The organism is Nonomuraea sp. NPDC002799 (assembly GCF_053592075.1).
The window spans coordinates 16,727-38,862 of sequence record NZ_JBSFVA010000040.1 but is presented as its reverse complement, the minus strand read 5'-3'; the positions used below and the strand labels follow the sequence as shown (position 1 = coordinate 38,862).

Genomic DNA, 22,136 nt, shown 5'->3' with positions numbered 1-22,136 from the left:
GGGGCACGAAGGCGTTGCCGGCGAGCATCCGCCTTGGTGCGCTGCAGGAGGATGGCCTGTACGGCTTGCGCCTCGGCTTGATCCAAGTTGATGAGAGTGCGTTGACGTTCGACCTCGCTGACAAGCTGCTGGCGGGCTGCCTGCTGAACGGACAGCTCCTTTCGCAGTTCGTCCATGAGCTGGGTGGCTTCGACAAAGGCTTGGCCGGCGGAGGCGAACGCCGTATCGATCGTGCTTATGCGGGTACGCAGGTACTCGTGGAAATCATGGCGCCGTACTCTGCGGGGGCCCCGGTCGAACAGAGTGTTGAGCCCCAGAAGAGCCAGGCCGAACGAAGCGGCGGCGGCCAGGGCCTGGGCAGTGGGAAGTACGCCGATCGCGACCAGGAGCACGAACGCGATGATGACGAGAGGGGGAAGATTCCAATGCAGCCACGCAAGAGTTGTGCCGAGGGTGCCACGTCCGGTCGAAGGCGGTCGCTCTCGCCCTGGTGGATGGAGCAAGCTGGGGTCCGTCACCCCTTCATTGCATCGCGTTCACAAGACACCACGCACCGGTTTCGCACTTACAGCAAGTCGCCATGACGTGCGCGCTTCTCCTGGTGAGCACCTTGCGGAACCAATGACGTGTGCGATTTGACCGGGATGGACGACACACATCCCACCCCGGCCGGGCTCGACCCCCAAGTGCGGCGGCGACTTGTCGCGACGCCTGCGACCATGGGGGTAGCTGCTGCGGCTGCGAGCAGCCACGCCCTCTTGGCCGATGCGAGCTGCGAAGAGACTCTTGGCGCAGCGGCCGTCCTCGCCGGCCGCTGACCGGCGCAAGGAGGCCGGCAGCGGGCGGATCAGGCGACGGCTCCGATCCGGTACAGGCCGGGGCCGCCGGCGAACAGATAGTCCTTGGTCCTGTCCCCGTCGATGGCGACGACGCCGAGGTAGTCGTCGACATCGAGGGTGTCCTCCTCCCAGAGGTAGAGGACGGCGTCGGGAGCGACGCACTTGTCGACCTCGGCCCGCTGGCCTGCGGCCATCGACACGTAGGCCGCGGTGGCCGGCCAGATCTTCGTGCCGGCCGGGGTGGTGATGTACACCTCGTCGTGGCCGTTCTCGGTGATCTCGAGGGCCCGGAGGCCGTCGAGGAACACGTTGCCGCCACAGGTGAGCGCGGAGGCGTGCTGACCGGCGACCGCCGCCGAGGTTCCGGTGATGGCGAGGCATGCGGCCGCCGTGCCTACAGCCGCGAGTTTCGACAGGTTCCGCCAGGTGCGCATGTCGGTTCCCTTCTGCCGCTTACGGGAGTCCCGAGTGAACACGACGGCGTCTTCAATCGAACTTCGCGTCTGCTTCACCGCACGTCAGAAGGGTGAACATGCCCTGGCCCTGGTCGTACCCGACAAGAGGAATCTGCCGCTGCATGGCGAGCGACTACTTGATGAACTGAAAGATGAATGGCGCGACCAGACCGAGCAGGGCGAGGGCCTCGGTGAGGACGAAACCGAGGAGCATGTTCTGGCGGATCAGGCCGTACGCCTCCGGTTGGCGGGCGATGGCCTGCACGCCCTGACCGAAGATGATGCCGACGCCGATGCCGGGGCCAATGGCGGCAAGGCCGTAACCAATAGCGGTGACATTACCAGAGACTTGAGCGAGCACTTCCATTGCACTGCCTTTCTGGCGTCCGACGAGGCAGAGAATCGCTGACTTACTCGCATTTCAGTGTGCGGAAGCGGGAAAAGAAATATCCGTTCACCCCTATTTGTGTGCACGTTGCTCGTCAATAGACGTACTAGACAAATCAATCTAAATGTTTTAGCAGTGCCTGCCTGAATGGGTTCTCACCGGGCAAAGCCAGCCGCACTTCATCGACTGCACCGCCCCCGGAGCCGTGCACGACCACCGGCCGCAAAGCAACTCGGCGGCCAGGAACCCCGTGGTCGCCTGTTCTGGCCCCCTCCGGCCCACAGTGCAGGCAGCCAGCCCGCCAGCGGCACGGTGGCCTGTCAAGTGACATCACACAAGCCCCACCATGGGACGATCGCCCCATGCCGATCGATCAACACTTGCTTGTGGCCTTCACCGTGACCTCGATCGTCGCGATGATCGCGCCGGGGCCGGACATGCTTTTCATCTTGGGCTGCGGGATGCGCGGGGGGCCTCGTGCGGGGCTTCTCGCCACGAGCGGGGTGGCGACGAGCGAGGCCATCCATGTCGCCGTGGCGGCCGCCGGGCTGGCCGCCCTCTTCGCGGCGGTGCCGACCGCCTTCGTCGCGGTGCGCGTCGCCGGTGCCGCCTATCTGATCTATCTCGGCGTCCAGATGATCCGTAACCGCAAGGGGGTCGAGGAGACGGCCGAGGCGGGCGGGCGGATGTCGGGCCGCCAGGCGTACTTCAGGGGCCTGCTGACCAACCTGCTGAACCCGAAGATGGTCACCTTCACGATCGCGTTCCTGCCGCAGTTCATCAATCCGGCCCTGGGACGGGTCTGGCTGCAGTTCGCGATCCTGGGCGCCATCCTGATCGCGCTGGAGTTCCTCGTCGACGGCACGGTCGGCGTGCTCGCGGGGCGGATCGGCGGATGGCTGCGTCGCCGGCAGGCCATCCGCCGCGGCATCGACGTGACCACCGGAGGCCTCTTCATCGGCCTGGGAATCCGGCTGGCCGCCGAGCGGTAAGAAGTTACAGGCCGGCTCCAGCACTCCCGGCTTCCCGAACGCCAGGCCCACCCTCCCGCACTCCGCACGCGCCGGCGGAGCCGAAGATCGCTCTGCGGCCCGGCCATGCTGCTCTACTCTTGCGACGACAGCAGGCGGAAGAGGGGTTTGCGTGAAGCCGGGCACGGATGGTTCACACGGTTCAACCCTCGACGCCGTCCTCGAACGCGTCACCTACGCCAACGAGGAGACCGGCTACACCATCGCCCGCGTCGCCACCGAACGCACCGGCCCCGACCTGCTCACCGTCGTCGGCCCCCTGCTCGGCGCCCAGGTGGGGGAGTCGCTGCGGCTGCACGGCCGCTGGACCTCCCACCCCCGCTACGGCCGCCAGTTCGAGGTGTGGTCCTACACCACCATGCTGCCCGCCACCATCCAGGGCATCCGCCGCTACCTCGGCTCCGGCCTCATCAAAGGCATCGGCCCCAAAATGGCCGAGCGGATCGTCGACCACTTCGGCACCACCACCCTCGACATCATCGAACAACAGCCCGAGCGCCTCACCGAAGTCCCCGGCCTCGGCCCCAAACGCACCAAGATGATCGCCGCCGCCTGGGACGAACAGAAGATCATCAAAGAGGTCATGATCTTCCTGCAGGGCGTCGGCGTCTCCACCTCCATCGCCGTACGCATCTTCAAGCAGTACGGCGACCAGTCCATCACCGTCGTCAAGACCCGCCCCTACCAGCTCGCCGACGAGGTGTGGGGGATCGGCTTCAAAACCGCCGACACCATCGCCCAAGCCGTCGGCATCCCGCACGACAGCCCCGAGCGCGTCAAGGCCGGCCTGCGCTACACCCTGTCCCAGGCCGCCGACGACGGACACTGCTACCTGCCCGCCCCCAACCTCGTCGGCGACGCCGTCAAGATCCTCGACGTGCCCGCCGACCTCGTCACCACCTGCCTGGACGAGCTCGCCACCGCCGAAGGCGTCGTCCGCGAGCCCGTCCCCGCCGGCGACAACGTCGTGCCCGCCGTCTACCTGCCGCCCTTCCACCGCGCCGAAATGTCGCTCGCCTCCGGCCTGCTCTCCCTGCTGCGCGGCGGCCGCGACCGCCTCGACGCCTTCACCGGCGTCGACTGGGAACGCGCCGAGACATGGCTGCACGCCCAGACCGGCGCCGAACTCGCCACCGAGCAGCGCCAGGCCGTCCGCCTCGCCCTCACCGAGAAGGTCGCCGTCCTCACCGGCGGCCCCGGCTGCGGCAAAAGCTTCACCGTACGCTCCATCGTGGCCCTGGCCCGCGCCAAACGCGCCAAGGTCATCCTCGCCGCCCCCACCGGCCGCGCCGCCAAACGCCTGGCCGAGCTCACCGGCCACGAGGCCACCACCGTCCACCGCCTGCTGCAGCTGCGCCCCGGCGGCGAGGCCACCTTCGACCGCGACAACCCCCTCGACGCCGACCTCGTCGTCGTCGACGAGGCCTCCATGCTCGACCTGCTGCTCGCCAACAAGCTCGTCAAAGCCGTCGCCCCCGGCGCCCACCTGCTGTTCGTCGGCGACGTCGACCAGTTGCCCTCCGTCGGCGCCGGCGAGGTCCTCAAAGACCTGCTCGCCGCCGACGACATCCCCCGCGTACGCCTCACACAGATCTTCCGCCAGGCCCAGGAGTCCGGCGTCGTCGTCAACGCCCACCGCGTCAACACCGGCCACCACCCCACCCTGGCCGGCATGAACGACTTCTTCCTGTTCCCCTGCGAGGAACCCGAGGAGATCGCCGCCCTCACCGTCGACGTCGTCGCCCGCCGCATCCCCAAAAGGTTCCGCCTCGACCCCCGCCGCGACATCCAGGTCCTGGCCCCCATGCACCGCGGCGCCGCCGGCGCCGGCGCCCTCAACGGCGCCCTGCAGGAAGCCCTCACCCCCGCCCGCGACGGCATGCCGGAACGCCGCTACGGCGGCCGCGTCTTCCGCGTCGGCGACAAGGTCACCCAGCTGCGCAACAACTACGACAAGGGCGCCGCCGGCGTGTTCAACGGCACCGTCGGCATCGTCACCGACATCCGCCCCGACGAGCACAAACTCACCATCTCGACCGACGAGGACGAATCCGTCGACTACGCCTTCGACGAACTCGACGAGCTCGCCCACGCCTATGCCGTCTCCATCCACCGCTCCCAGGGCAGCGAATACCCCGCGGTCGTCATCCCCCTGGCCACCAGCGCCTGGATGATGCTGCAGCGCAACCTCCTCTACACCGCCATCACCCGGGCCAAGAAGCTCGTCGTGATCGTCGGCTCGCGGCGGGCGCTGGCCCAGGCCGTACGCACCAAAGGCGCCGGCCGCCGGCACACCGGCCTCACCCACCGCCTCACCGCACGCTGACCCGCGCGCCACCCCCAGGCCGCGACAAGTGATGGAAACGTGACCGAACTCTCCCAAATGATTTCTCGTCATACATGTAGGAGCATTATTGTTTTTTGGGGTGCGATTGGTGCCCTAGGGGGAAAGGACCGACTTGAACGTTGCGCACGCGTGGAGGAAGCCCGCCGCCGCAGCCGCGCTGCTCACCGCCGCGGCCCTGACCGCTTCCTGCTCCGGCGGCGCCCCCGCCACCCAGGACCCCGGCCGCGGACCCGACTCCACCATCACGGCCACCCCCCAGGCGCCCACCGTCAAGATCACCCCCGCCGAGGGCGCCACCAAGGTGAGCCCCGACAAGAAGGTCGTCGTCACCGCCGCCGGCGGAGCCCTGGAGAACGTCACCGTCGACGCCGGCGGCGACTCCCTCGACGGCACCTACAACACCGACAAGACCAAGTGGGTCTCCAAGACCGCGCTGAAGCCCTCCACCGGCTACAGCGTCTCCGCCACCGCCGGCGCCACCACCGCCACGGCCACCTTCACCACCGCCAAACCCGAGCGCGCCCTGCAGATCATCGACGTCACCCCCAACGCCAAGGGCGAGACCCTCGGCGTCGGCGCCCCCATCATCGTCACCTTCAACCAGCCCGTCACCAGCAAGGCCGCCATCGAACGCGCCCTGGAGGTCGACGCGGAAAAGCCCGCCCAGGGCGCCTGGCGCTGGATCGACGACACCAAGGTCATCTACCGCACCGCCAAATACTGGCCCGCCCACCAGAAGGTCACCTTCAACGCCCAGATCACCGGCGTCAAAGCCGGCAAGGGCCTCTACGGCGTCAAGGACTACACCGCCACCCTCAAGATCGGCGCCAAGCAGATCAGCAAGGTCGACGCCGCCAAGCACATGATGTACGTCTACAAAGACGGCAAACGCGTCCAAACCATGCGCATCAGTGCCGGCATGGCCACCACCCGCGAATACACCACCACCTCCGGCGTCCACCTCACCATGGAACGCGGCAACCCCGTCCGCATGATCTCCCCAGGCCGCAAAAAAGGCGACCCCGGCTACTACGACGTCATGATCGACCACGCCGTCCGCATCTCCAACTCCGGCGAATACGTCCACGCCAAGAACAACGTCTGGGCCCAAGGCGTCCGCAACGTCAGCCACGGCTGCATCAACTCCCGCCCCGACCAGGCCAAATGGTTCTACGACAACTTCCAGCGCGGCGACGTCGTCGACATCACCGGCACCAAACGCGAACTTGAATGGAACAACGGCTGGGGCTTCTGGCAGATGTCCTACACCCAATGGAAAAAAGGCAGCGCCCTGAACGGCAAGGCATGATGAACCCCACCGCACCCCACACCGCACACCAGCAACCGCACATCCGCCAAGGCGGCCCCCACGACGTCCCCGCCGTCCTCGGCATGTTCGACAGCGCCATCACCTGGCTCACCTCCCAAGGCCGCACCGGCCAATGGGGCACCAAACCCTTCACCGGCAACCCCCAACGCACCCGCCAAGTCACCGGCTGGGCCGACCTCGGCGGCATGCGCATCGCCGAAATCGACGGCCAAAGCGCCGGATGCGTCGTCGTCGGCGCCGCCCACGACTACGTCACCCCCGCCACCGAACCCGAGCTCTACGTCCAAGCCCTCGTCATCGACCAGCGCCACGCAGGCCGCAACGTCGGCCGCACCCTGCTCGACTGGGCCGCCGACGAAGCCCGCACCCGCGGCGTCAGCCTCCTGCGCGTCGACTGCTACGCCGGCGACGACGGCCGCCTCGTCAGCTACTACGAACGCTGCGGCTTCACCCGCGCCGCACCCTTCACCGTAGGGGAGTGGCCCGGCATGCTCCTCACCCGCCGCGTGTGACCACCCCCACCCACACCCCCCAAGCGGTCACCCGAACCCGGCAGCCCGCCCCAGCGGCGTACCCGAACCCGGCCCCAGCGCCCGGCTCAAAAAAACCGGCACCTGCGCCATGAACCGCGGCTCACCCCCACGATGCTCCTGCGCCGCATGCACCGTGAACGGATGCACCACGTAAACATCACCCGGCACCCCCGTCGCCAACGCCACCCGCCGCCCCCGCCCCACCCCCTCGAACACCGACCCCATCATCATCGGATCACGCACCCGCTCATCCAGCAGCGCCGCCATCTCCCGCTGCGACCCCACCCGCACCCGCGTCGGCGCGTCATCCACCCCCACCTGCGACAACAACACCAGCACCAGCAACGTCTCCGGCCGCCCGCTCACCCCGAACGTGCCATCCGGCCGAGCCGCGCTCGCATCGATGTGCCACCCCCGATCATCGACCGGCGCCACCCGCGGAAACCGCACCGGCACATTCCCCAGCGACCCCCGCGGCACCCACCCGCCCACACCGGCCACCGCATCCAGCGCCGCCCGCAACCGGACACTGCGCATGATCTCCCCGAACGGCCCCTCACCCGTCAGATCCGCCGTCCACACCACCGGCCGCGTCCACCCCGAAGGCTCATCCGGAGACAACCCCATCCGCCGCCACAACAACGCCCGGGCCGCATCCCCGACCTCCCGCGGCACCACCGCCTCCACCTTCGCGAAACCGTCGGCGACGAAAGCCTCGACATCGATGACGTCCATGCCCGCACGCTAACAGCGCCGTCCACCCGTTCTCCCGCACCCGCACACCCACCGCACCACACGCCACCATGCGGCAAACCGCGGGGGAGCAGGACCAGCAGGACACCCTCACACCAACACCCGGGGGAGAAGAACACCCACGCACAAACCCCCGGGCAAGTGGATCACCCTCACACGACCCCGGGAAAGAAGAACACCCCCACACGACACCGGGGGAGTGCAACCACCCTCACACAATCGCCAACTGCCCGAACCGCGGCTCCCGCCGCTCCGCCACCGGCGCCCCGCACCCCATCCCGTACACCCGGCACAACTGCGCGATCTGCCCCGTGATCCGCCCCTCATAATCCGCCGACGGCAACCCCGCCCCGTCGTACAACTCCTCATACCGCGCCACCAACTGCGGATGCGCCGACGCCAGCCACTCCCCATACCAGCCACGCGTCCCCGGCGGCAGCCGCAACACCACCGGCTCCACCGCCCCCGCACCCGCCCCCGCGATCCGCCGCACCGTCGCCGCCAACTGATCGGCCGCATCACTCAGCAACGGCAACACCGGCGCCATCAGCACCCGGCACGCCACCCCCGCCTCCACCAGCGCCGACACCAACTCCAGCCGCGCCTGCGCCGTCGGCGCCCCCGGCTCCACCGCCCGCCGGATCCGCTCATCCACGAACGCGATCGACACCGCCACCTGCGCCCCCGCCCGCGCCAGCAACGCCGCGTCCCGCAACACCAGCGCACTCTTGGTGTAAACCGTGAACGGCACCGCCGCCTCCGCAAGCACCGCAATCAACCCCGGCATCAACCGGTACGTCTCCTCCGCCACCTGATAGCAGTCACCACTGACCCCCACCGCCAGCTCCTGCCCATCCCACCGCCCCAGATCCACCCGCAACCGCGCCACCGCGTTCGGCTTCACCACGACCCGCTCGTCGAAATCCCGCCCCGCGTCCAACCCGAACCGGCGATGCCCATCACGGGCACCACACCCCCGGCAAGCATGAGCACACCCCCGGTAGGGCGAAACCGCCCACCGCTGCGCGATCCCCGCGACCGGCGGCACCCGCTCGATCATCGTGCGCGCCTGCACCTCGAAAAACCCACCCCGCGCCACCGCCCGCCGCTCGATCAGCGGACGCTCGTCAGCGGCGTCAACAAGCGCAAGCGCGTCCCAACCCACGCCCCCAGTGGAACACGCATTCGACTGCCTTTTCAAGCGGAACCCGCAACCCCGAACTCTCGACGACCTGCTCGCCCCCACCCACACTGAAATGGCACACACGTACCACTTTCAGCCTGGGGGACCCATGGCCTGGATCCTGCTCACCCTCGCCATCGCCTCGGAGGTCCTCGCCACCTCCGCACTCAAACTCAGCAACGGCTTCACCCACCCCGCCTGGACCCTCACCGCCGCCGCCGGCTACCTCACCTCCTTCACCCTCCTGGCCCAAGCCCTCAAACTCCACCTCGGCATCGGCACCGCCTACGCCATCTGGTCCGGCGCCGGCACCGCCGCCATCGCCATCATCGGCGCCCTCTTCATGGGAGAGACCCTCACCCCCCTCAAGATCAGCGGTATCCTGCTCATCATCGGCGGCGTCGTAGTCCTCAACCTCGCAGGTGGCCATTGAACCCCGCACCAGGCCCGCCACCCCACACCCGCCCGCACCAGCACACAACCGCCGGCGCCGCGCCACCATCCCCGACCCCGAAAGCGCCCATGATCCACCACCTCGCCCTCGCCGAAGACTGGCACCACGCCCACCCCACGGGGGAGTACCGCATCTCCACCCTCGGCCGCACCCTCGACCAAGAAGGCTTCATCCACTGCAGCCGCGACCTCACCCAGCTACACCAGGTCCACACCACCTACTACACCCACGTCGAAGACCCGCTCCTCATCCTCGACATCGACCCCACCGGCCTCGACATCCGCCACGAGAACGGCTACCCCCACCTCTACGGCCCGCTCCCCATCACCGCCGTCACCGCCGTACACCCCTACACCACCTGACAACACCGGGGGAGCGCACCCCCACAACGCAGCGACACCCCGCGCCCGACCGCCACCCGCCCAAGGAACCCCATGGACACCCGAACAGCCGCCCAACGCTTCGCCGACACCTGGCAACACGGCTGGAACCACCACGACACCGCCGCCATCACCGCCCTCTACCACGACGACGCCGTCCACACCAGCATGCCCTTCCGCCCCCCACACCACGGCAAGCACGCCATCGCCGACTACATCACCTGGTCCTTCACCGGCGAAACCGACCCCCACGTCACCTTCGCCGCCCCCGTCGTCGACGGCGACCAGGCCGCCATCGAATTCCGGGCCCACGCCCACGACAACGGCCGGCCCATCACCCTGGCAGGCTGCGTCTTCGCCCGCTTCGACCCCGATGGACTCGCCACACACACCCGCGACTACTGGCACACCACCGACGGCCACCACTGACCAGCCGGCACCGAACGACCAACGGGCACCGAACAGAAAATCAGCGCACCAACCGCACCGGCGACACACCCGGACCCACAGCCTGAGGCTGCTGAGGAGCCTGCTGCGGACGCGCCATCTGCTGCGTCTGCTGCTGAGCCTGATCCACCGCCTCAGCCCGCCGCTCGGCGCACCCACCCCCGCAATAGCCGTTCGTCACAATGAGCCGGCCCCGCAACGGCGTGTACGCCTCCCTACCGGAAGCGGGCACAACCCCCTGACATACCGGGCATAACACCGATTGGCTCCCCACGTGCTGCTCCTCTCGCGGCGCGAATAGCAGGAGCTCCACCCTAAAACCATAGTTCCCACCAGGGACAGCGAATCGACAGAGCGTCAAAAGCGCCGTCAACGCCCGGCAGGGCACCGCAACGCCACCGCATCACCCCGCGAAACCCCAGCTCACCACCGTTTCCGCGACCGCCGCGACACCTCCGGACGCGGCCCGGCGACCGCGAGAAAAAGTTCCCACCAGACACCGCGGTCCCACCCGTCAGGGGAGGCACCCACCCCCCTCTCCGGCCTACTTGACATAATGTTCATTATCGAGCAACCAGCGGACGTCCCGAATAAACACCGCACACCCGGGAACACACCCCGGCATGACCACCGCCGCGCTCATGGCAATCACCGCAGTCGTCGTCGCCGCCGCCATCTGGCTGATCATCCTCGCCGTCCGGCTCACCCGCAGCCCACGCAACCGGCCCAACCCGAGCATCGACCTTGTCGATCAAGCTCGCGAGCTGAAGGCACTCGGGCAGATCAAGGACGCCGTCTTCCTCGTACGCGGTGAGACCGGCATGAGCCATCGCGCGGCCGCCAGGTTCGTCAACCGTCTATGACCCCCCACCGCGGCCGCCCGGACCCCGATCCGATACCAGACAGAATGCGGGTTCTGTCTGGTATCGCCCGCAATGTACTTTCTTATGCCATTTGCCGCCTGCCGTCCCGCCCTCACGGAACCGCCCCACTCCACACCATCGATCCTCGGCCGCCTGACCGCCGCCGGCCGCCTGCCCGATCGCGACCGGGCGCCCTATTCGAACTGGTCTCCGCATTCCGGCCGACCCAGCAACACCTCCCCCCGGCCACGACAAGGCAGCCCCTGTCCCCCGCAGCGCGGCGTCGCTCCCGCTGCTCGGGCACACCGTCGCTCTGCTTCGCTCTCCCCGCTGAGGTTCCTGTCGTCGCTGCCTTCCGGCCTGGACCTGGCCGCTCTGCGCGCCTCTCCCCCGGCCGTGCTCAGCGGCCCTGCGGTTCCTGGCGGGTGGCGTCTTGGGTGTCCGGCCGGTACGGGCGGCGTGGGGCGGGCTCGCGGCCGGCCGGTTGGCGAAGGTGGCCGGGAAGGGCCGGTGGGGGCGGGTTGGGCCGGGTGAGCGTGCTGTCGGCGAGCGTGATCTGCTCGCCGTGGTGGGTGAGGGTGATCGGCGGGCCGTGCAGGAGCCGGTAGGTGGTCCTTTCCCGGGTGGTGCTGACGCTCAGCGCGCTGCCGCGGTAGCGCAGCCGGAAGGTCAGCCGGGTGAGGCCGGCCGGCAGGCGCGGGGCGAAGCGCAGGTGTCCCTCCTCGGCGCGCATGCCGCCCAGTCCGGCGACGAGGGCGATCCACGCTCCGGCCAGTGCGGCCATGTGCACGCCGTCGACGGTGTTCTTCTCCAGGTCTTCCAGGTCCATCAGGGCGGCTTCGCCGAGATAGCGGCAGGCGAGGTCGAGGTGTCCCACTTCGGCGGCCATGACTGCCTGGGTGCAGGCGGACAGGGATGAGTCGCGGACGGTCAGGGCTTCGTAGTAGGCGAAGTTGCGGGCTTTGTGCTCGGCGGTGAAGGCGTCGCCGCGCAGGTGCATCGCGAGGACGAGGTCTGCTTGTTTGACCACTTGGCGGCGGTAGAGGTCGAAGTAGGGGTAGTGCAGGAGCAGGGGGTAGTGCTCGGGTGGGGTGGCGGTGAAGTTCCAGGGTGCGTGTGCGGTGAAGCCTTCGTTTTGGGGGTGGACCTTCAGTCGTTCGTCGTAGGGGATGGACATCGCGGCTGCGGCGTCGCGCCATCGGTCGGTCTCGTGCGGGGTGACGTCGAGGTGGGCGGCTTGTTCGGGGTGGCGGGTGGCGGCTTCGGCTGCCTCGCGGAGGTTCTGCTGGGCCATGAGGTTGGTGTAGACGTTGTTGTCGGCGATGGCGCTGTATTCGTCGGGTCCGGTCACTCCGTCGATCCGGTAGTGGCCGGTGGCGTCGTGGTGGCCGAGGGCTTGCCAGAGGCGGGCGGTGGCGATCAGGAGCGGGAGGCCGGTCTGTTGTTCGAAGGGGGTGTCGCCGGTGGCGTCGATGTATTGGGTGACGGCGTGGGCGATGTCGGCGTTGATGTGGAAGGCGGCGGTTCCGGCGGGCCAGTAGCCGGAGCATTCTTCGCCGTGGATGGTGCGCCAGGGGAAGGTGGCGCCGGCGAGGCCGAGTTGCCGGGCGCGTTCGGTGGCGGGGGCGAGGGTGGTTTTGCGCCAGGTCAGTGCGTCGGCGACGGCTTGGGGGTAGGTGTAGGTGAGGACGGGCAGGACGAAGATCTCGGTGTCCCAGAAGGCGTGTCCGTCGTAGCCGGAGCCGGTGAGGCCTTTGGCGGGGATGGGGCGTTCTTCGAGGCGGGCGGCTGATTGCAGGAGGTGGAAGAGGCCGAAGCGTACGGCCTGTTGTATTTCGGGGTCGCCTTCGACTTCGACGTCGGCGTTGTTCCAGAAGGTGTCGAGGAAGTGCCGCTGGTCTGCGCACAGGTTGTGCCAGCCGGTCAGTTGTGCGGCGGCGAGTGCCGCGGCGACCTGGTCGTGCATGGCGGGCCGTGAGCGGGTGGAGGACCATCCGTAGGAGAAGTATTTGATGAGGCGCAGGGGTCGTCCGGGGGTGAGGCGGGTGGCGACGGTCACGCGGCTGATGTCGCCGCTGTTCTGGGTGTCGGTGCGGGTGTCGTCGGGGCCGTCGATGTCGTGGCACATGCCGGCGGCGATCCGCAGGGCGCTGGCCCGGGTGCGGTGGATCATGATGGCGGGGCCGTTGGCGCTGGAGGTGTTCTCTTCGAGGATGAGGGGTGCGTGCAGGGGTGTGGCGGCGCGTGGGTCGTGGGCGGTGTGTTCCTGGGTTTCGTTGGCGATGAGTTCGGATTGGAGGACGACGCGCAGGGGCCGGTCGACGGCGTGGACTTCGTAGTGGATGGCGGCGATGGCGCGGTGGGTGAAGGAGACCAGGCGGGTGGAGGTGATCTGGACGGGGGTGCCGGTCGGGGAGCTCCAGTGGGCGGTGCGGGTCAGGGTGCCGGCGCGCAGGTCGAGGAGTCGTTCGTGGTGGTGCAGGGTGCCGTGGCGGATGTCGAGGGGTGCGTCGTCGACGAGGAGCCGGATGACTTTGCCGTTCGTGACGTTCACGATGGTCTGGCCTGATTCGGGGTATCCGTATCCTGCTTCCGCGTACGGCAGGGGCCGTTGTTCGTAGCAGCCGTTGAGGTAGGTGCCGGGTTGTCCGTACGGTTCTCCTTCGTCGAGGTTGCCGCGCAGGCCGATGTGGCCGTTGGACAGGGCGAAGACCGATTCGGTCTGGGCCAGCACGTTGAGGTCCAGGTGCCGCTCGCGTACCGACCAGGGTTCGACGGCGAACGCGGGGTGGCGGATCATCGGGTGCTGCCGGAGGGTGCCGGTGGTGTGAGCAGGTCGGCCAGGTCGCCGACCACGATGTCGGCTCCGTGTTCGCGTAGTGCGTCGGCCTGTCCGGTGCGGTCGACGCCGATGACGAAGGCGAAGCATCCTGCCTGGCCGGCGGCGACGCCGGCCAGGGCGTCTTCGAACACGGCGGCCTGTGCGGGGGTGAGTTCCAGTGCTTGCGCGGCGGCGAGGTACATGTCGGGGGCGGGTTTGCCCGCCAGGTGCCGTTGCTGGGCGATGGTGCCGTCGATGCGGGCTTGGAAGCGGCCGGACAGTCCGGCGGCCGCCAGGACGTGCTCGGTGTTGGCGCTGGAGGACACCACGGCTGTGTGCAGTCCGGCGTCGTGGACGGCCTGCAGGTAGCGCAGGGAGCCGGGGAAGACGCTCACGCCGTCGCGGTCGATGATGGTTTGGACGAGGGCGTTCTTGCGGTTGCTCAGCCCGTGCAGGGTGAGGGCGTCCGGCGGGTCGCCGGGTGTTCCTGGGGGCAGGGTGATGCCGCGGGCCTGCAGGAAGCTCGTGGTCCCGTCGAGCCGTTTCTTGCCGTCGACGTAGCGGTCGTAGTCGGTGACCGCGTCGAAGGGCACGAATGGGGTGCCGGTGTGTTCGGCCCGTGGCCGCAGGAAGTCGTCGAACATGGTCTTCCAGGCGGCGGCGTGGATGCCGGCGGTGCGGGTCAGCACGCCGTCCATGTCGAACAGGCACCCGCGTATGCCTTCGGGCAGTCCCAGCATTGATCCCCCGATCAGCGCCCTGTGCTCTGACCTGCCCTTACCCCTCCCCTGCGGCTTCTCACCGGCTGGTGGCGGGGGCCTGCGGGTGCTGGGCGTCCGCGGCGGGCAGGCGGACGAGGGCGCGGGCGCCTTGGGGGCTGTCGGCGATGTGCAGTGTGCCGCCGTGCGCCTGGGCGATCTGACGGGCGATCGGCAGGCCGAGGCCGGTGCCGCCGGTGTCTCTGTTGCGGGCGGTGTCCAGCCGGGAGAAGCGCTGGAAGACCTGTTCGCGTTTGTCGGGGTCGATGCCGGGTCCGTCGTCGCTGATCTGCAGGACGGCGATGCCGTGGGGGAAGCGGTGGGTGTCGCGTGGGGGGGCGGGCTCGTGCCGTACGTCGATGGAGATCGTGGTGGCGGCGTGGCGTTCGGCGTTGTCCATGAGGTTGTTGTACAGGCGTGCCAGTTTGGCGCGGTCGCCGATGACCGTGACCCCGGGTTGCAGGTCTTGGAGGAGGTGTTGGTGCGCCGGTGCCGGTCGTTGCCGGACTTGGGCGGTCACGAACTGGGCGAGGTCGATGGGTTCGCTGTCCAGGGGGCGGCCGGCTTCGAGCTGGGCGATGGTCAGCAGGTCTTTCAGGATCGTCTCCAGCCGGTTGACGCTGCGCAGGACGGTGGTGCCCAGCCGGGGCACGGTGGTGTCCTGGGGGGCGTACAGGGCGTCTTCGACTTCGGCGCGTATCGCGGCGATGGGGGTGGCGAGTTCGTGGGAGGCGTCGGAGGTGAAGTGGCGCTGTTGCCGCATGGCCGCCTGCAGGCGTGTCAGGGTGCGGTTGACGCTGTCGGCGAGGTCGTGGATCTCGTCCTGGCCGGGTGGCAGGGAGACGCGCCGGTCGCCGGTGGTGTCGGTGATCTGGTCGAGTTCGGCGCGGATGGCGGTCACGGGTCTGAGTGAGGCGGTGACGATGCGGTGGCCGAGGGCGGTGATCGCCGCGGCCAGCAGGATCGCGGTGGCGATCACGGTGGCGGCCAGCCAGGGGGTCACGTAGGGCGGGATGGTGGGTGAGGAGCTGTAGACGACCCAGTCCTGGCCGTCGTGGTAGGCCGATTGTGCGATCACGTGGTGGCAGTCGCCGGCGGGGAAGACGCCGCCGCAGACGACGTGGCCGGTGATGGTGACGCCGGCGGGGGTGAAGGCGGCCATGGCGGGTTTGCCGTGCAGGTGCGGGGTGGAGGCGATGACGGTGCGGTGGGCGTCGACGATCTGGACGTTGCGGTCGGGGTGGGCGGCCAGGGGTGTGCTGGGCCGGTGGTGTTCCACCTGGTGGGCGACGCGGCCGCCGGTGGCGGCGAGTTCGGTCAGCAGGTTGTCGGTGGCGTAGCGGTGGATGGCGATCATGACGGTGGCCACCAGCAGGGTGGACAGCAGGGCGACCGTCGCCGCGGTGAACTGTGTCATGCGTGTCGTCATCGACCGGCGTCGTCGTTGCTCCATGCGCTCGCCCCTTTCGCTCAGCCGGGTACGCGGGGGGCGGAGTGGGCGGGGGCGTGGGTCAGGTGGCGGGCGAGGTCGCGCAGGTGGTGCATGGTGGCGCTGACGTGCGGGGATTCGGGGCCCAGGAGTCTGGCCCAGGCGCCCGCGCCGTGCGGCAGGACGCTGGCCCCGCCGGCGAGTCCGCTGCCGCTCACCGCTGCGTGCAGGGCGGCGGCCAGGTCGTCGGCGGGCACGGCGGTGGTGATCACGTACAGGGTGGACAGCACGCCGTGGTCGCCGAACATGGCCGGGCCGGTGACCGGGGAGTGTGCGGGGGTCAGCCGGACGGGGTCGGCGAACAGCAGGCCGCCGTCGGGGCCGGTGACGTCGAGGTCGCTGCAGTAGGTGGTGTAGGCGTGGCGTTCGCCGCGGGCCAGCCGGCCGGCCAGCATGCTGTCGCCGAGGATCGCGGTGGCGCCGGGGCCGACGGTGAGCTGGGTGCGCTGGTAGAAGCGGGAGCCGGCGAAGGGGATGGCGGGGCCGGGCAGGTGTTCGAGGTAGGCGCCCGGTCCCGCCGACAGGGAGATGAGCTGGGTGGCGTAGTCCTGCTCCATCCGGTAGATCTTGGTGGCGGCCTGCGTCGTGAGGTGCACGGCGGTGTTCGCGCCGCAGGTGACGTCGATGCGGTAGCGGTCGCCCTGCACGATGCCGCCGCCGGTGGACATGACGATCACGTGGGGCAGGTCCGGTCTGGCCGGGTCGTGGTAGAGCGGCCGCATGATCTGCAGTGGGGTCTTCTGGTAGTGGCCGGTCAGTTCGCTGCGGCCGCCGCGTCGCTCGAAGGCCAGCTCCAGGACGCCGACCTTGCCGGGGCTGCCGACCGGCAGGGTGTCCGGGACGTGGGCGTAGCGTGCCACCTCGTGCGGGAGGGAGGCGATCGTGTAGTGCTCGGGGGCCAGCCGGTCCGGCGGCCGTCTCACGTCGGTGAGCATGCCGGTCTGCGGCTGGTGATGAAGTCGGCGACCTGCGGCACGCCGGTGCCGCGCAGGCAGTCGGTGAGGATGACGGGGCGGCCGTCGCGGACGTGGTGGGCGTCGCGTTCCATCACGGTGAGGTCGGCGCGGACGTAGCGGGCGATGTCGATCTTGTTGATGACGAGGAGGTCGGAGTCGGTGATGCCGGGGCCGCGTTTGCGCGGCATCTTGTCGCCTTCGGCGGTGTCGAGGACGAAGATGTAGAGGTCGGCCAGGGCGGGGCTGAAGGTGAGGGTGAGGTTGTCGCCGCCGCTCTCGTACAGCAGGGTGTCGATGTCGGGGTAGCGCTGCAGCAGTTCGGCGCCGGCGGCGAGGTTCATCGACGGGTCGTCGCGGACGGCCGTGTGGGGGCAGGAGCCGGTTTCCACGCCGACGATCCGGCCGGGGTCCAGGACGCCGTCGAGGGTGCGTTTGACGTGGTGGGCGTCTTCGACGGTGTAGATGTCGTTGGTGATGATGCCGAGGCTGTGGCCCCGCTCGAGCAGGATGGGGGCCAGCGCCTCGATGAGGGCGGTCTTGCCCGAGCCGACGGGCCCGCCGATGCCGATCTTGAGGGTGTGGTCGATGGCGGGGTGCCCGGGGTGGTCGGCGGGTGCGTGCCGGTGCGGGTGCATGGGTGCCTTTCAAAGAGCCGGTCAGGTGGTGAAGAGGCGGGCGGTGGCGCGTTCGTGGACGGCGCTCATCGTGTCCGCGATCGGGGTGGTGGCGTGCAGGTCGCCCGGGTCGCGGGCGGCCAGGGCGATGGTGGTGGCGCGTTCGATCGTGGCGGCGGCGCCGTACAGGGTGCTCTGGGCCTGGCGGAAGTCGAGTGCGCGCAGGCGGACGGCGGCGCTGACCCAGCTCGCGGCGAAGGCGTACAGGTCGCCGGTGACCGCTTCGCGCACGCCCACGCCGAGGCCGGCGTGGGCGGCGGCCAGGACGACGGCGTGGTTGCCCGGGGTGGCGCCGGCCTCGACCAGGGCTGAGAGCCGGGCCAGCTCCGGGGTGGCGAAGACGAGGGCGGCCGTGCGCAGGACCTGGTTGCCGGTCCTGGTGGCGGCGGCCCGGATCTCCCGGTTGAGTTTGATCGCGTGCAGCCGCCGGTCGGCCCGCACGACGGTGTCCCAGTCGCCGGCCGTCACGGCGCGGTGGGCGAGGGCCAGGGCGGCGGCGTCGCCCGGTCCGGCCGCGTGCAGCAGCATGTCCCGCAGCAGCCCGGCCACGTCCGCCGCTCCCGCCTGCGTGTAGGCCTCCAGCCCGTGGGAGAGGGTGTAGAGGCCGCCGGGGAAGGCCGAATCGGCGAGCTGGAGCTGGGCGAGCAGGTTCATGCCAGGAAGAACAGGTGGTTGAGCGGCAGTTCCTGGGCCGGTGCGATGGTGGCGTGCTCGCCGTCCACGGTGACCTTGAACGTTTCGGGGTCCACGGTGATCTTCGGCAGGGCGGAGTTGCGGATCATGTGCCGTTTGTCGACCGTGCGGGTGTGGCGGACCCGGGCGATCAGCCGCTCCAGGCCGAGCCGCTCGGGCACTCCGGCGGCGATGGCGGCGTCCGGCAGGAACGTCACGTTGCTCTTGCGCTGCGCCATCCCCATCGCGCCGAACATCGGCCGGTAGTACACCGGCTGCGGTGTGGGCAGCGAGGCGTTCGGGTCGCCCATCTGCGACCAGTTGATGAGGCCGCCCTTGACCACCAGGGCCGGTTTGGCGGCGAAGGAGGTGAACGGCCACAACACGATGTCGGCCAGTTTGCCGTCCTCCAGCGAGCCCACCGTTTCGGCGATGCCGGTGGCTCTGGCCGGGTTGATGGTGAGTTTGGCGAGGTAGCGCAGGACGCGTTCGTTGTCGTGCCGCGGGGAGTCCTCCGGGAGTTTGCCGCGCTGGTCCTTGCAGTGGTGCGCGGTCTGGAAGGCGCGGGTGAAGCTCTCCCCGATGCGGCCCATCGCCTGGGAGTCGGAGGAGAACATGCTGATCACGCCCATGTCCTGCAGGACGGTCTCGGCGGCGATGGTCTCCACCCGCACCCTGCTGTCGGCGAAGGAGACGTCCTCGGGGATGGCGTGGTTGAGGTGGTGGCAGACCATCACCATGTCGAGCAGCTCGTCGGCGGAGTTGATCGTGTACGGCAGCGTCGGGTTCGTCGAGGACGGCAGCACGTTCGGCTCACCGGCGATGCGGATCATGTCAGGGGCGTGCCCGCCGCCGGCGCCCTCGGAGTGGAAGGTGTGGATGGCGCGGCCGTTGATCGCGCTGATCGTGTCCTCCAGGTAGCCGGCCTCGTTGAGGCTGTCGGCGTGCAGGGCCACCTGCACGTCGTAGTCGTCGGCCACCCGCAGCGCGCAGTCCAGCACGGCCGGGGTCGAGCCCCAGTCCTCGTGCACCTTCAGCACGCACGCCCCGGCCTCGATCTGGTCGGCGATGGGGGCGGGCAGGCTGCCGTTGCCCTTGGCCATGAGGCCGATGTTGACCGGCAGCGCCTCGACGGCCTGCAGCATCCGGCCGATGTTCCACGGGCCGGGGGTGCAGGTGGTGCCGCGGGTGCCGTCGGTGGGGCCGGTGCCGCCGCCGATCAGCGTGGTGATGCCGTTGCTGAGCGCGGCCTCGGCCTGCTGGGGGGCGATGAGGTGCACGTGCGGGTCGATGGCGCCCGGGGTGGCGATCATGTGCTCGCCCGCCAGGACCTCGGTGCCGGGGCCGATGATGAGGCGGCGGTCGACGCCGTTCTGGGTGTGCGGGTTGCCGGCCTTGCCGATGCCGACGATTCTGCCGTCCTTGATGCCGATGTCGCCTTTGATCACGCCCAGCACCGGGTCGAGCACGACCGCGTTGGTGATCACCAGGTCGAGGGCGATGGTGGTGTTGCGGGAGCCGGGGTCGGAGGCCATGCCGTCGCGGGCGGTCTTGCCGCCGCCGTAGACGGCCTCGTCGCCGTAGCAGCCGGCCGCGTGGTCCTTCTCGATCTCGATGATCAGGTTGGTGTCGGCCAGCCGGACCCGGTCGCCCACCGTGGGGCCGAACATGTCCACGTACTGCTTGCGGCTCATGGTGCTCATCGGCCTCAGCCTTTCTTCCTGGTGGCCGGCTTCTTCGCGGCGGGTTTCTTGGCGGCCTTCTTGGTGGTGGCCGGCGCTGTGGTGGCGGGCTTGGTGACGGCCGGTTTGGTGACGGCGGCCTTCGTGACGGCGGCCTTCGTGGCAGCCGGTTTCGTGGTGGCGGGCTTGGTGGCGGCCTTCTTGGTGGTGGCCGGTTGCGTGGTGGCCTTCTTGGTGGTGGCCGCCGGGGCGGCAGGTTGCCGGAGGGCCGCGGAGGCTTCCGGCTGGTCGGCGTAGCCCAGCTCGGCCAGGCGCCGCGCCGCGTGCGTGCGGCTGTCCCTGGCCCGCAGGCCGCCGTCGACGAGGCCGGCGAACCCGACGACGCGCATGCCGCCGCCGTAGGCGACCAGGGTGACCTGGTGGGTGTCGCCGGGTTCGATGCGGACCGCGGTACCGGCCGGGATGTCGAGGTGCATGCCGTAGGCCTTGTCGCGGTCGAAGCTGAGCGCCCGGTTGGCTTCGAAGAAGTGGAAGTGCGAGCCGACCTGGATGGCCCGGTCGCCGGTGTTGCGCACGGTCAGCGTGACCGTGGGCCGGCCGGCGTTGATCTCGATGGGGCCCTCCGCGTAGATGACCCGCTCGGTGTCCGTCATGATGGGCTGTTCCTTACTCCTGATGGTGGGCCGGTGAAGGTCAGCCGCCGATCGGGTCGTGGCAGGAGACGAGTTTGGAGCCGTCCTTGAACGACGCCTCGACCTGCATCAGCTTGAGCATTTCCCGCACTCCGGGCATGACGTCGCCCGCGCCGAGCACCTGTTTGCCGAGTTCCATGCACTCGGCGACGGTCTTGCCCTCCCGGGCGGCTTCGAGGACTGCGCTGCTGATCAGGGCGACCGCTTCGCTGTAGTTGAGCTTGAGGCCGCGCCCGCGCCGTTTGGCGGCCAGGTCGGCGACCACGTAGATCAGCAGCTTGTCGATTTCGCGTGGAGCGAGGTTCATGGCAGTTCCTTAGGTGGTGGTGCGCCGGAGGCCGGACAATGACGGCACCGCCGCCAGGAAGATCCAGGTGACCAGGACGAAGGGCCAGGTCAGGGTGTGCCCGCCGATGGGCGCGAACAGGTCGGTGACGAACGCCGTCAGCACGGTCGCCGACACCACGCCGGCCGCGGCGTACAGCAGGCCGAGTGCGGTCGGTGCGACGAAGGTGGCGCACAGGGCGATCCCGGTGAGGACGGCGTTGTAGCCGTACAGGCCGGCGCCGATGTCGGCGGCGGGCGCGCCCAGCACCACGGCGACCACGATGCCGACGGCGCTGGAGACCAGCGCGGCCGCCGCCACCCGCAGGCCGGCGAACAGCAGGCCGATCAGGAAGATCAGCCCGACGTACCAGGTGCCCTGGAAGAACACCTGGCCGATGCCGTTGAGCAGTCCCTGCCACAGGTCGGTGACGGTCACCGCCGAGCCGGGGAAGGCGGCCGACGGCGGCGCCGCCGGGTGGCGCCCGCTCCAGACCCGTTCGTAGCCGGGCGCTCCGACGAGCATGATCGTGGTCACCGCGCAGAACGGTGCGGTGAACGTCGGCAGGTGGTGCGGCGTGAGCAGCGCGTTGAGCGCCGACGTCAGGACGGATCCCATGATCGCGCCGATGACGACGAGCAGCACGGTGATCCAGCGGGCGTCGAAGTACAGGGCCAGCGCCACGCCGATCAGCGTGCCGTTGAAGCCTTCGAGCCCGCCGGCCACCCGGTCGGCGCGGGCGCCGAGGATCCAGGCGGTGAGCGTGGCCACGACGGTGCCGAGCAGGCCGAAGACGCCGTACTGCCAGCCGCCGGCGAACAACGCCACGATGAAGCAGACGGCCGTGCGGTAGTCGCTCTGGAAGTCGACCTGGCTGACCCCGCGCAGGGTGCCGAGCGGCAGGTCAGAGACCACAGCGCGCACGTCTTTCGGCCCTTCTTCGACGGGAGGGGTTCGACGAAGGGACGTCATTCCCGCAGAACCTCTCCCAAAGCGCCGCGCGCCCGTCGGCGGAACTGATTTTGCGAAATGCTGCTGCTGTTTGCCCGGGGAAGGGAAAGCCG

The 22,136-nt window shown here is 69.4% G+C and carries 23 protein-coding genes; 9 read left to right on the top strand and 14 right to left on the bottom strand.

Going from position 1 to position 22,136, the window contains the following annotated elements; all coding sequences use genetic code 11:
- Positions 1–14: 14 nt before the first annotated feature.
- Positions 15–584 carry a hypothetical protein gene (locus tag ACWD0F_RS43245; protein ID WP_449887588.1) on the top strand — a complete coding sequence of 190 codons (570 nt, stop codon included), beginning with the start codon at positions 15–17 and terminating at the stop codon, positions 582–584.
- Between the two features lie 263 nt (positions 585–847).
- On the opposite strand, the gene ACWD0F_RS43240 is transcribed toward ACWD0F_RS43245, so the two are convergent.
- Positions 848–1,273 (bottom strand): hypothetical protein, encoded by a 426-nt coding sequence (locus ACWD0F_RS43240; protein ID WP_449887586.1) that lies wholly within the window; start codon positions 1,271–1,273, stop codon positions 848–850.
- 154 nt (positions 1,274–1,427) lie between these two features.
- Positions 1,428–1,661: an ATP synthase F0 subunit C gene (gene atpE, locus ACWD0F_RS43235; RefSeq protein ID WP_449887584.1), complete on the bottom strand. Its 234-nt coding sequence runs from the start codon at positions 1,659–1,661 to the stop codon at positions 1,428–1,430.
- Between the two features lie 383 nt (positions 1,662–2,044).
- On the opposite strand from atpE, the gene ACWD0F_RS43230 reads away from it, so the two are divergent.
- The 4 genes from ACWD0F_RS43230 (at position 2,045) to ACWD0F_RS43215 (ending at position 6,902) form a co-directional block, all read left to right on the top strand.
- Positions 2,045–2,674 carry a LysE family translocator gene (locus tag ACWD0F_RS43230; RefSeq protein WP_449887582.1) on the top strand — a complete coding sequence of 210 codons (630 nt, stop codon included), beginning with the start codon at positions 2,045–2,047 and terminating at the stop codon, positions 2,672–2,674.
- Between the two features lie 151 nt (positions 2,675–2,825).
- Positions 2,826–5,039, top strand: coding sequence for an SF1B family DNA helicase RecD2 (gene recD2 / locus ACWD0F_RS43225; RefSeq protein WP_449887580.1), 2,214 nt, complete (start codon positions 2,826–2,828; stop codon positions 5,037–5,039).
- Between the two features lie 133 nt (positions 5,040–5,172).
- On the top strand, positions 5,173–6,369 hold the full coding sequence (locus ACWD0F_RS43220) for an Ig-like domain-containing protein (protein WP_449887578.1): 1,197 nt from the start codon (positions 5,173–5,175) through the stop codon (positions 6,367–6,369).
- A complete protein-coding gene (locus tag ACWD0F_RS43215) occupies positions 6,366–6,902 on the top strand; it encodes a GNAT family N-acetyltransferase (RefSeq protein ID WP_449887576.1) in 537 nt (178 codons plus the stop codon). Before ACWD0F_RS43220 ends, ACWD0F_RS43215 begins: the two co-directional genes overlap by 4 nt.
- A gap of 27 nt (positions 6,903–6,929) precedes the next feature.
- On the opposite strand, the gene ACWD0F_RS43210 is transcribed toward ACWD0F_RS43215, so the two are convergent.
- Complete coding sequence (locus tag ACWD0F_RS43210; protein WP_449887574.1) at positions 6,930–7,658, bottom strand: phytanoyl-CoA dioxygenase family protein; 729 nt, start codon at positions 7,656–7,658, stop codon at positions 6,930–6,932.
- 229 nt (positions 7,659–7,887) lie between these two features.
- On the bottom strand, positions 7,888–8,841 hold the full coding sequence (locus ACWD0F_RS43205) for a radical SAM protein (RefSeq protein ID WP_449887572.1): 954 nt from the start codon (positions 8,839–8,841) through the stop codon (positions 7,888–7,890).
- Positions 8,842–8,968: 127 nt separating this feature from the next.
- On the opposite strand from ACWD0F_RS43205, the gene ACWD0F_RS43200 reads away from it, so the two are divergent.
- The 4 genes from ACWD0F_RS43200 (at position 8,969) to ACWD0F_RS43185 (ending at position 11,003) form a co-directional block, all read left to right on the top strand.
- Positions 8,969–9,292, top strand: coding sequence for a DMT family transporter (locus tag ACWD0F_RS43200; RefSeq protein WP_449887570.1), 324 nt, complete (start codon positions 8,969–8,971; stop codon positions 9,290–9,292).
- 89 nt (positions 9,293–9,381) lie between these two features.
- Positions 9,382–9,675 (top strand): DUF952 domain-containing protein, encoded by a 294-nt coding sequence (locus ACWD0F_RS43195; RefSeq protein WP_449887568.1) that lies wholly within the window; start codon positions 9,382–9,384, stop codon positions 9,673–9,675.
- 72 nt (positions 9,676–9,747) lie between these two features.
- Complete coding sequence (locus tag ACWD0F_RS43190; protein WP_449887566.1) at positions 9,748–10,122, top strand: nuclear transport factor 2 family protein; 375 nt, start codon at positions 9,748–9,750, stop codon at positions 10,120–10,122.
- Positions 10,123–10,781: 659 nt separating this feature from the next.
- Positions 10,782–11,003, top strand: coding sequence for a hypothetical protein (locus ACWD0F_RS43185; protein ID WP_449887564.1), 222 nt, complete (start codon positions 10,782–10,784; stop codon positions 11,001–11,003).
- Positions 11,004–11,403: 400 nt separating this feature from the next.
- Here ACWD0F_RS43185 and ACWD0F_RS43180 read toward each other — a convergent pair whose 3' ends face one another.
- Genes ACWD0F_RS43180 through ACWD0F_RS43135 form a run of 10 tightly spaced genes read right to left on the bottom strand, consistent with a single transcriptional unit; the run spans position 11,404 to position 21,996 of the window.
- On the bottom strand, positions 11,404–13,803 hold the full coding sequence (locus ACWD0F_RS43180; protein ID WP_449887562.1) for a glycoside hydrolase family 65 protein: 2,400 nt from the start codon (positions 13,801–13,803) through the stop codon (positions 11,404–11,406).
- A complete protein-coding gene (locus tag ACWD0F_RS43175; protein WP_449887560.1) occupies positions 13,800–14,564 on the bottom strand; it encodes a beta-phosphoglucomutase family hydrolase in 765 nt (254 codons plus the stop codon). Before ACWD0F_RS43175 ends, ACWD0F_RS43180 begins: the two co-directional genes overlap by 4 nt.
- Positions 14,565–14,622: 58 nt before the next feature.
- Complete coding sequence (locus ACWD0F_RS43170; RefSeq protein WP_449887558.1) at positions 14,623–15,999, bottom strand: HAMP domain-containing sensor histidine kinase; 1,377 nt, start codon at positions 15,997–15,999, stop codon at positions 14,623–14,625.
- 53 nt (positions 16,000–16,052) lie between these two features.
- Positions 16,053–16,994, bottom strand: coding sequence for an urease accessory protein UreD (locus ACWD0F_RS43165; RefSeq protein WP_449887556.1), 942 nt, complete (start codon positions 16,992–16,994; stop codon positions 16,053–16,055).
- The gene (ureG, locus tag ACWD0F_RS43160; protein ID WP_449887554.1) at positions 16,991–17,662 is read right to left on the bottom strand and encodes an urease accessory protein UreG; all 672 of its coding nucleotides are present in this window, start codon (positions 17,660–17,662) and stop codon (positions 16,991–16,993) included. Before ureG ends, ACWD0F_RS43165 begins: the two co-directional genes overlap by 4 nt.
- A 21-nt stretch (positions 17,663–17,683) precedes the next feature.
- Entirely contained in the window at positions 17,684–18,355 is a 672-nt protein-coding gene (locus tag ACWD0F_RS43155; protein WP_449887552.1) for an urease accessory protein UreF, read from the bottom strand.
- The gene (gene ureC / locus ACWD0F_RS43150) at positions 18,352–20,076 is read right to left on the bottom strand and encodes an urease subunit alpha (RefSeq protein ID WP_449887550.1); all 1,725 of its coding nucleotides are present in this window, start codon (positions 20,074–20,076) and stop codon (positions 18,352–18,354) included. The genes ACWD0F_RS43155 and ureC overlap by 4 nt, the downstream gene beginning before the upstream one ends.
- 5 nt (positions 20,077–20,081) lie before the next feature.
- Positions 20,082–20,708 carry an urease subunit beta gene (locus ACWD0F_RS43145; RefSeq protein WP_449887548.1) on the bottom strand — a complete coding sequence of 209 codons (627 nt, stop codon included), beginning with the start codon at positions 20,706–20,708 and terminating at the stop codon, positions 20,082–20,084.
- 40 nt (positions 20,709–20,748) lie between these two features.
- A complete protein-coding gene (locus ACWD0F_RS43140; RefSeq protein ID WP_449887546.1) occupies positions 20,749–21,054 on the bottom strand; it encodes an urease subunit gamma in 306 nt (101 codons plus the stop codon).
- Between the two features lie 9 nt (positions 21,055–21,063).
- Positions 21,064–21,996 carry an urea transporter gene (locus ACWD0F_RS43135; RefSeq protein WP_449887544.1) on the bottom strand — a complete coding sequence of 311 codons (933 nt, stop codon included), beginning with the start codon at positions 21,994–21,996 and terminating at the stop codon, positions 21,064–21,066.
- Positions 21,997–22,136 lie beyond the last annotated feature (140 nt).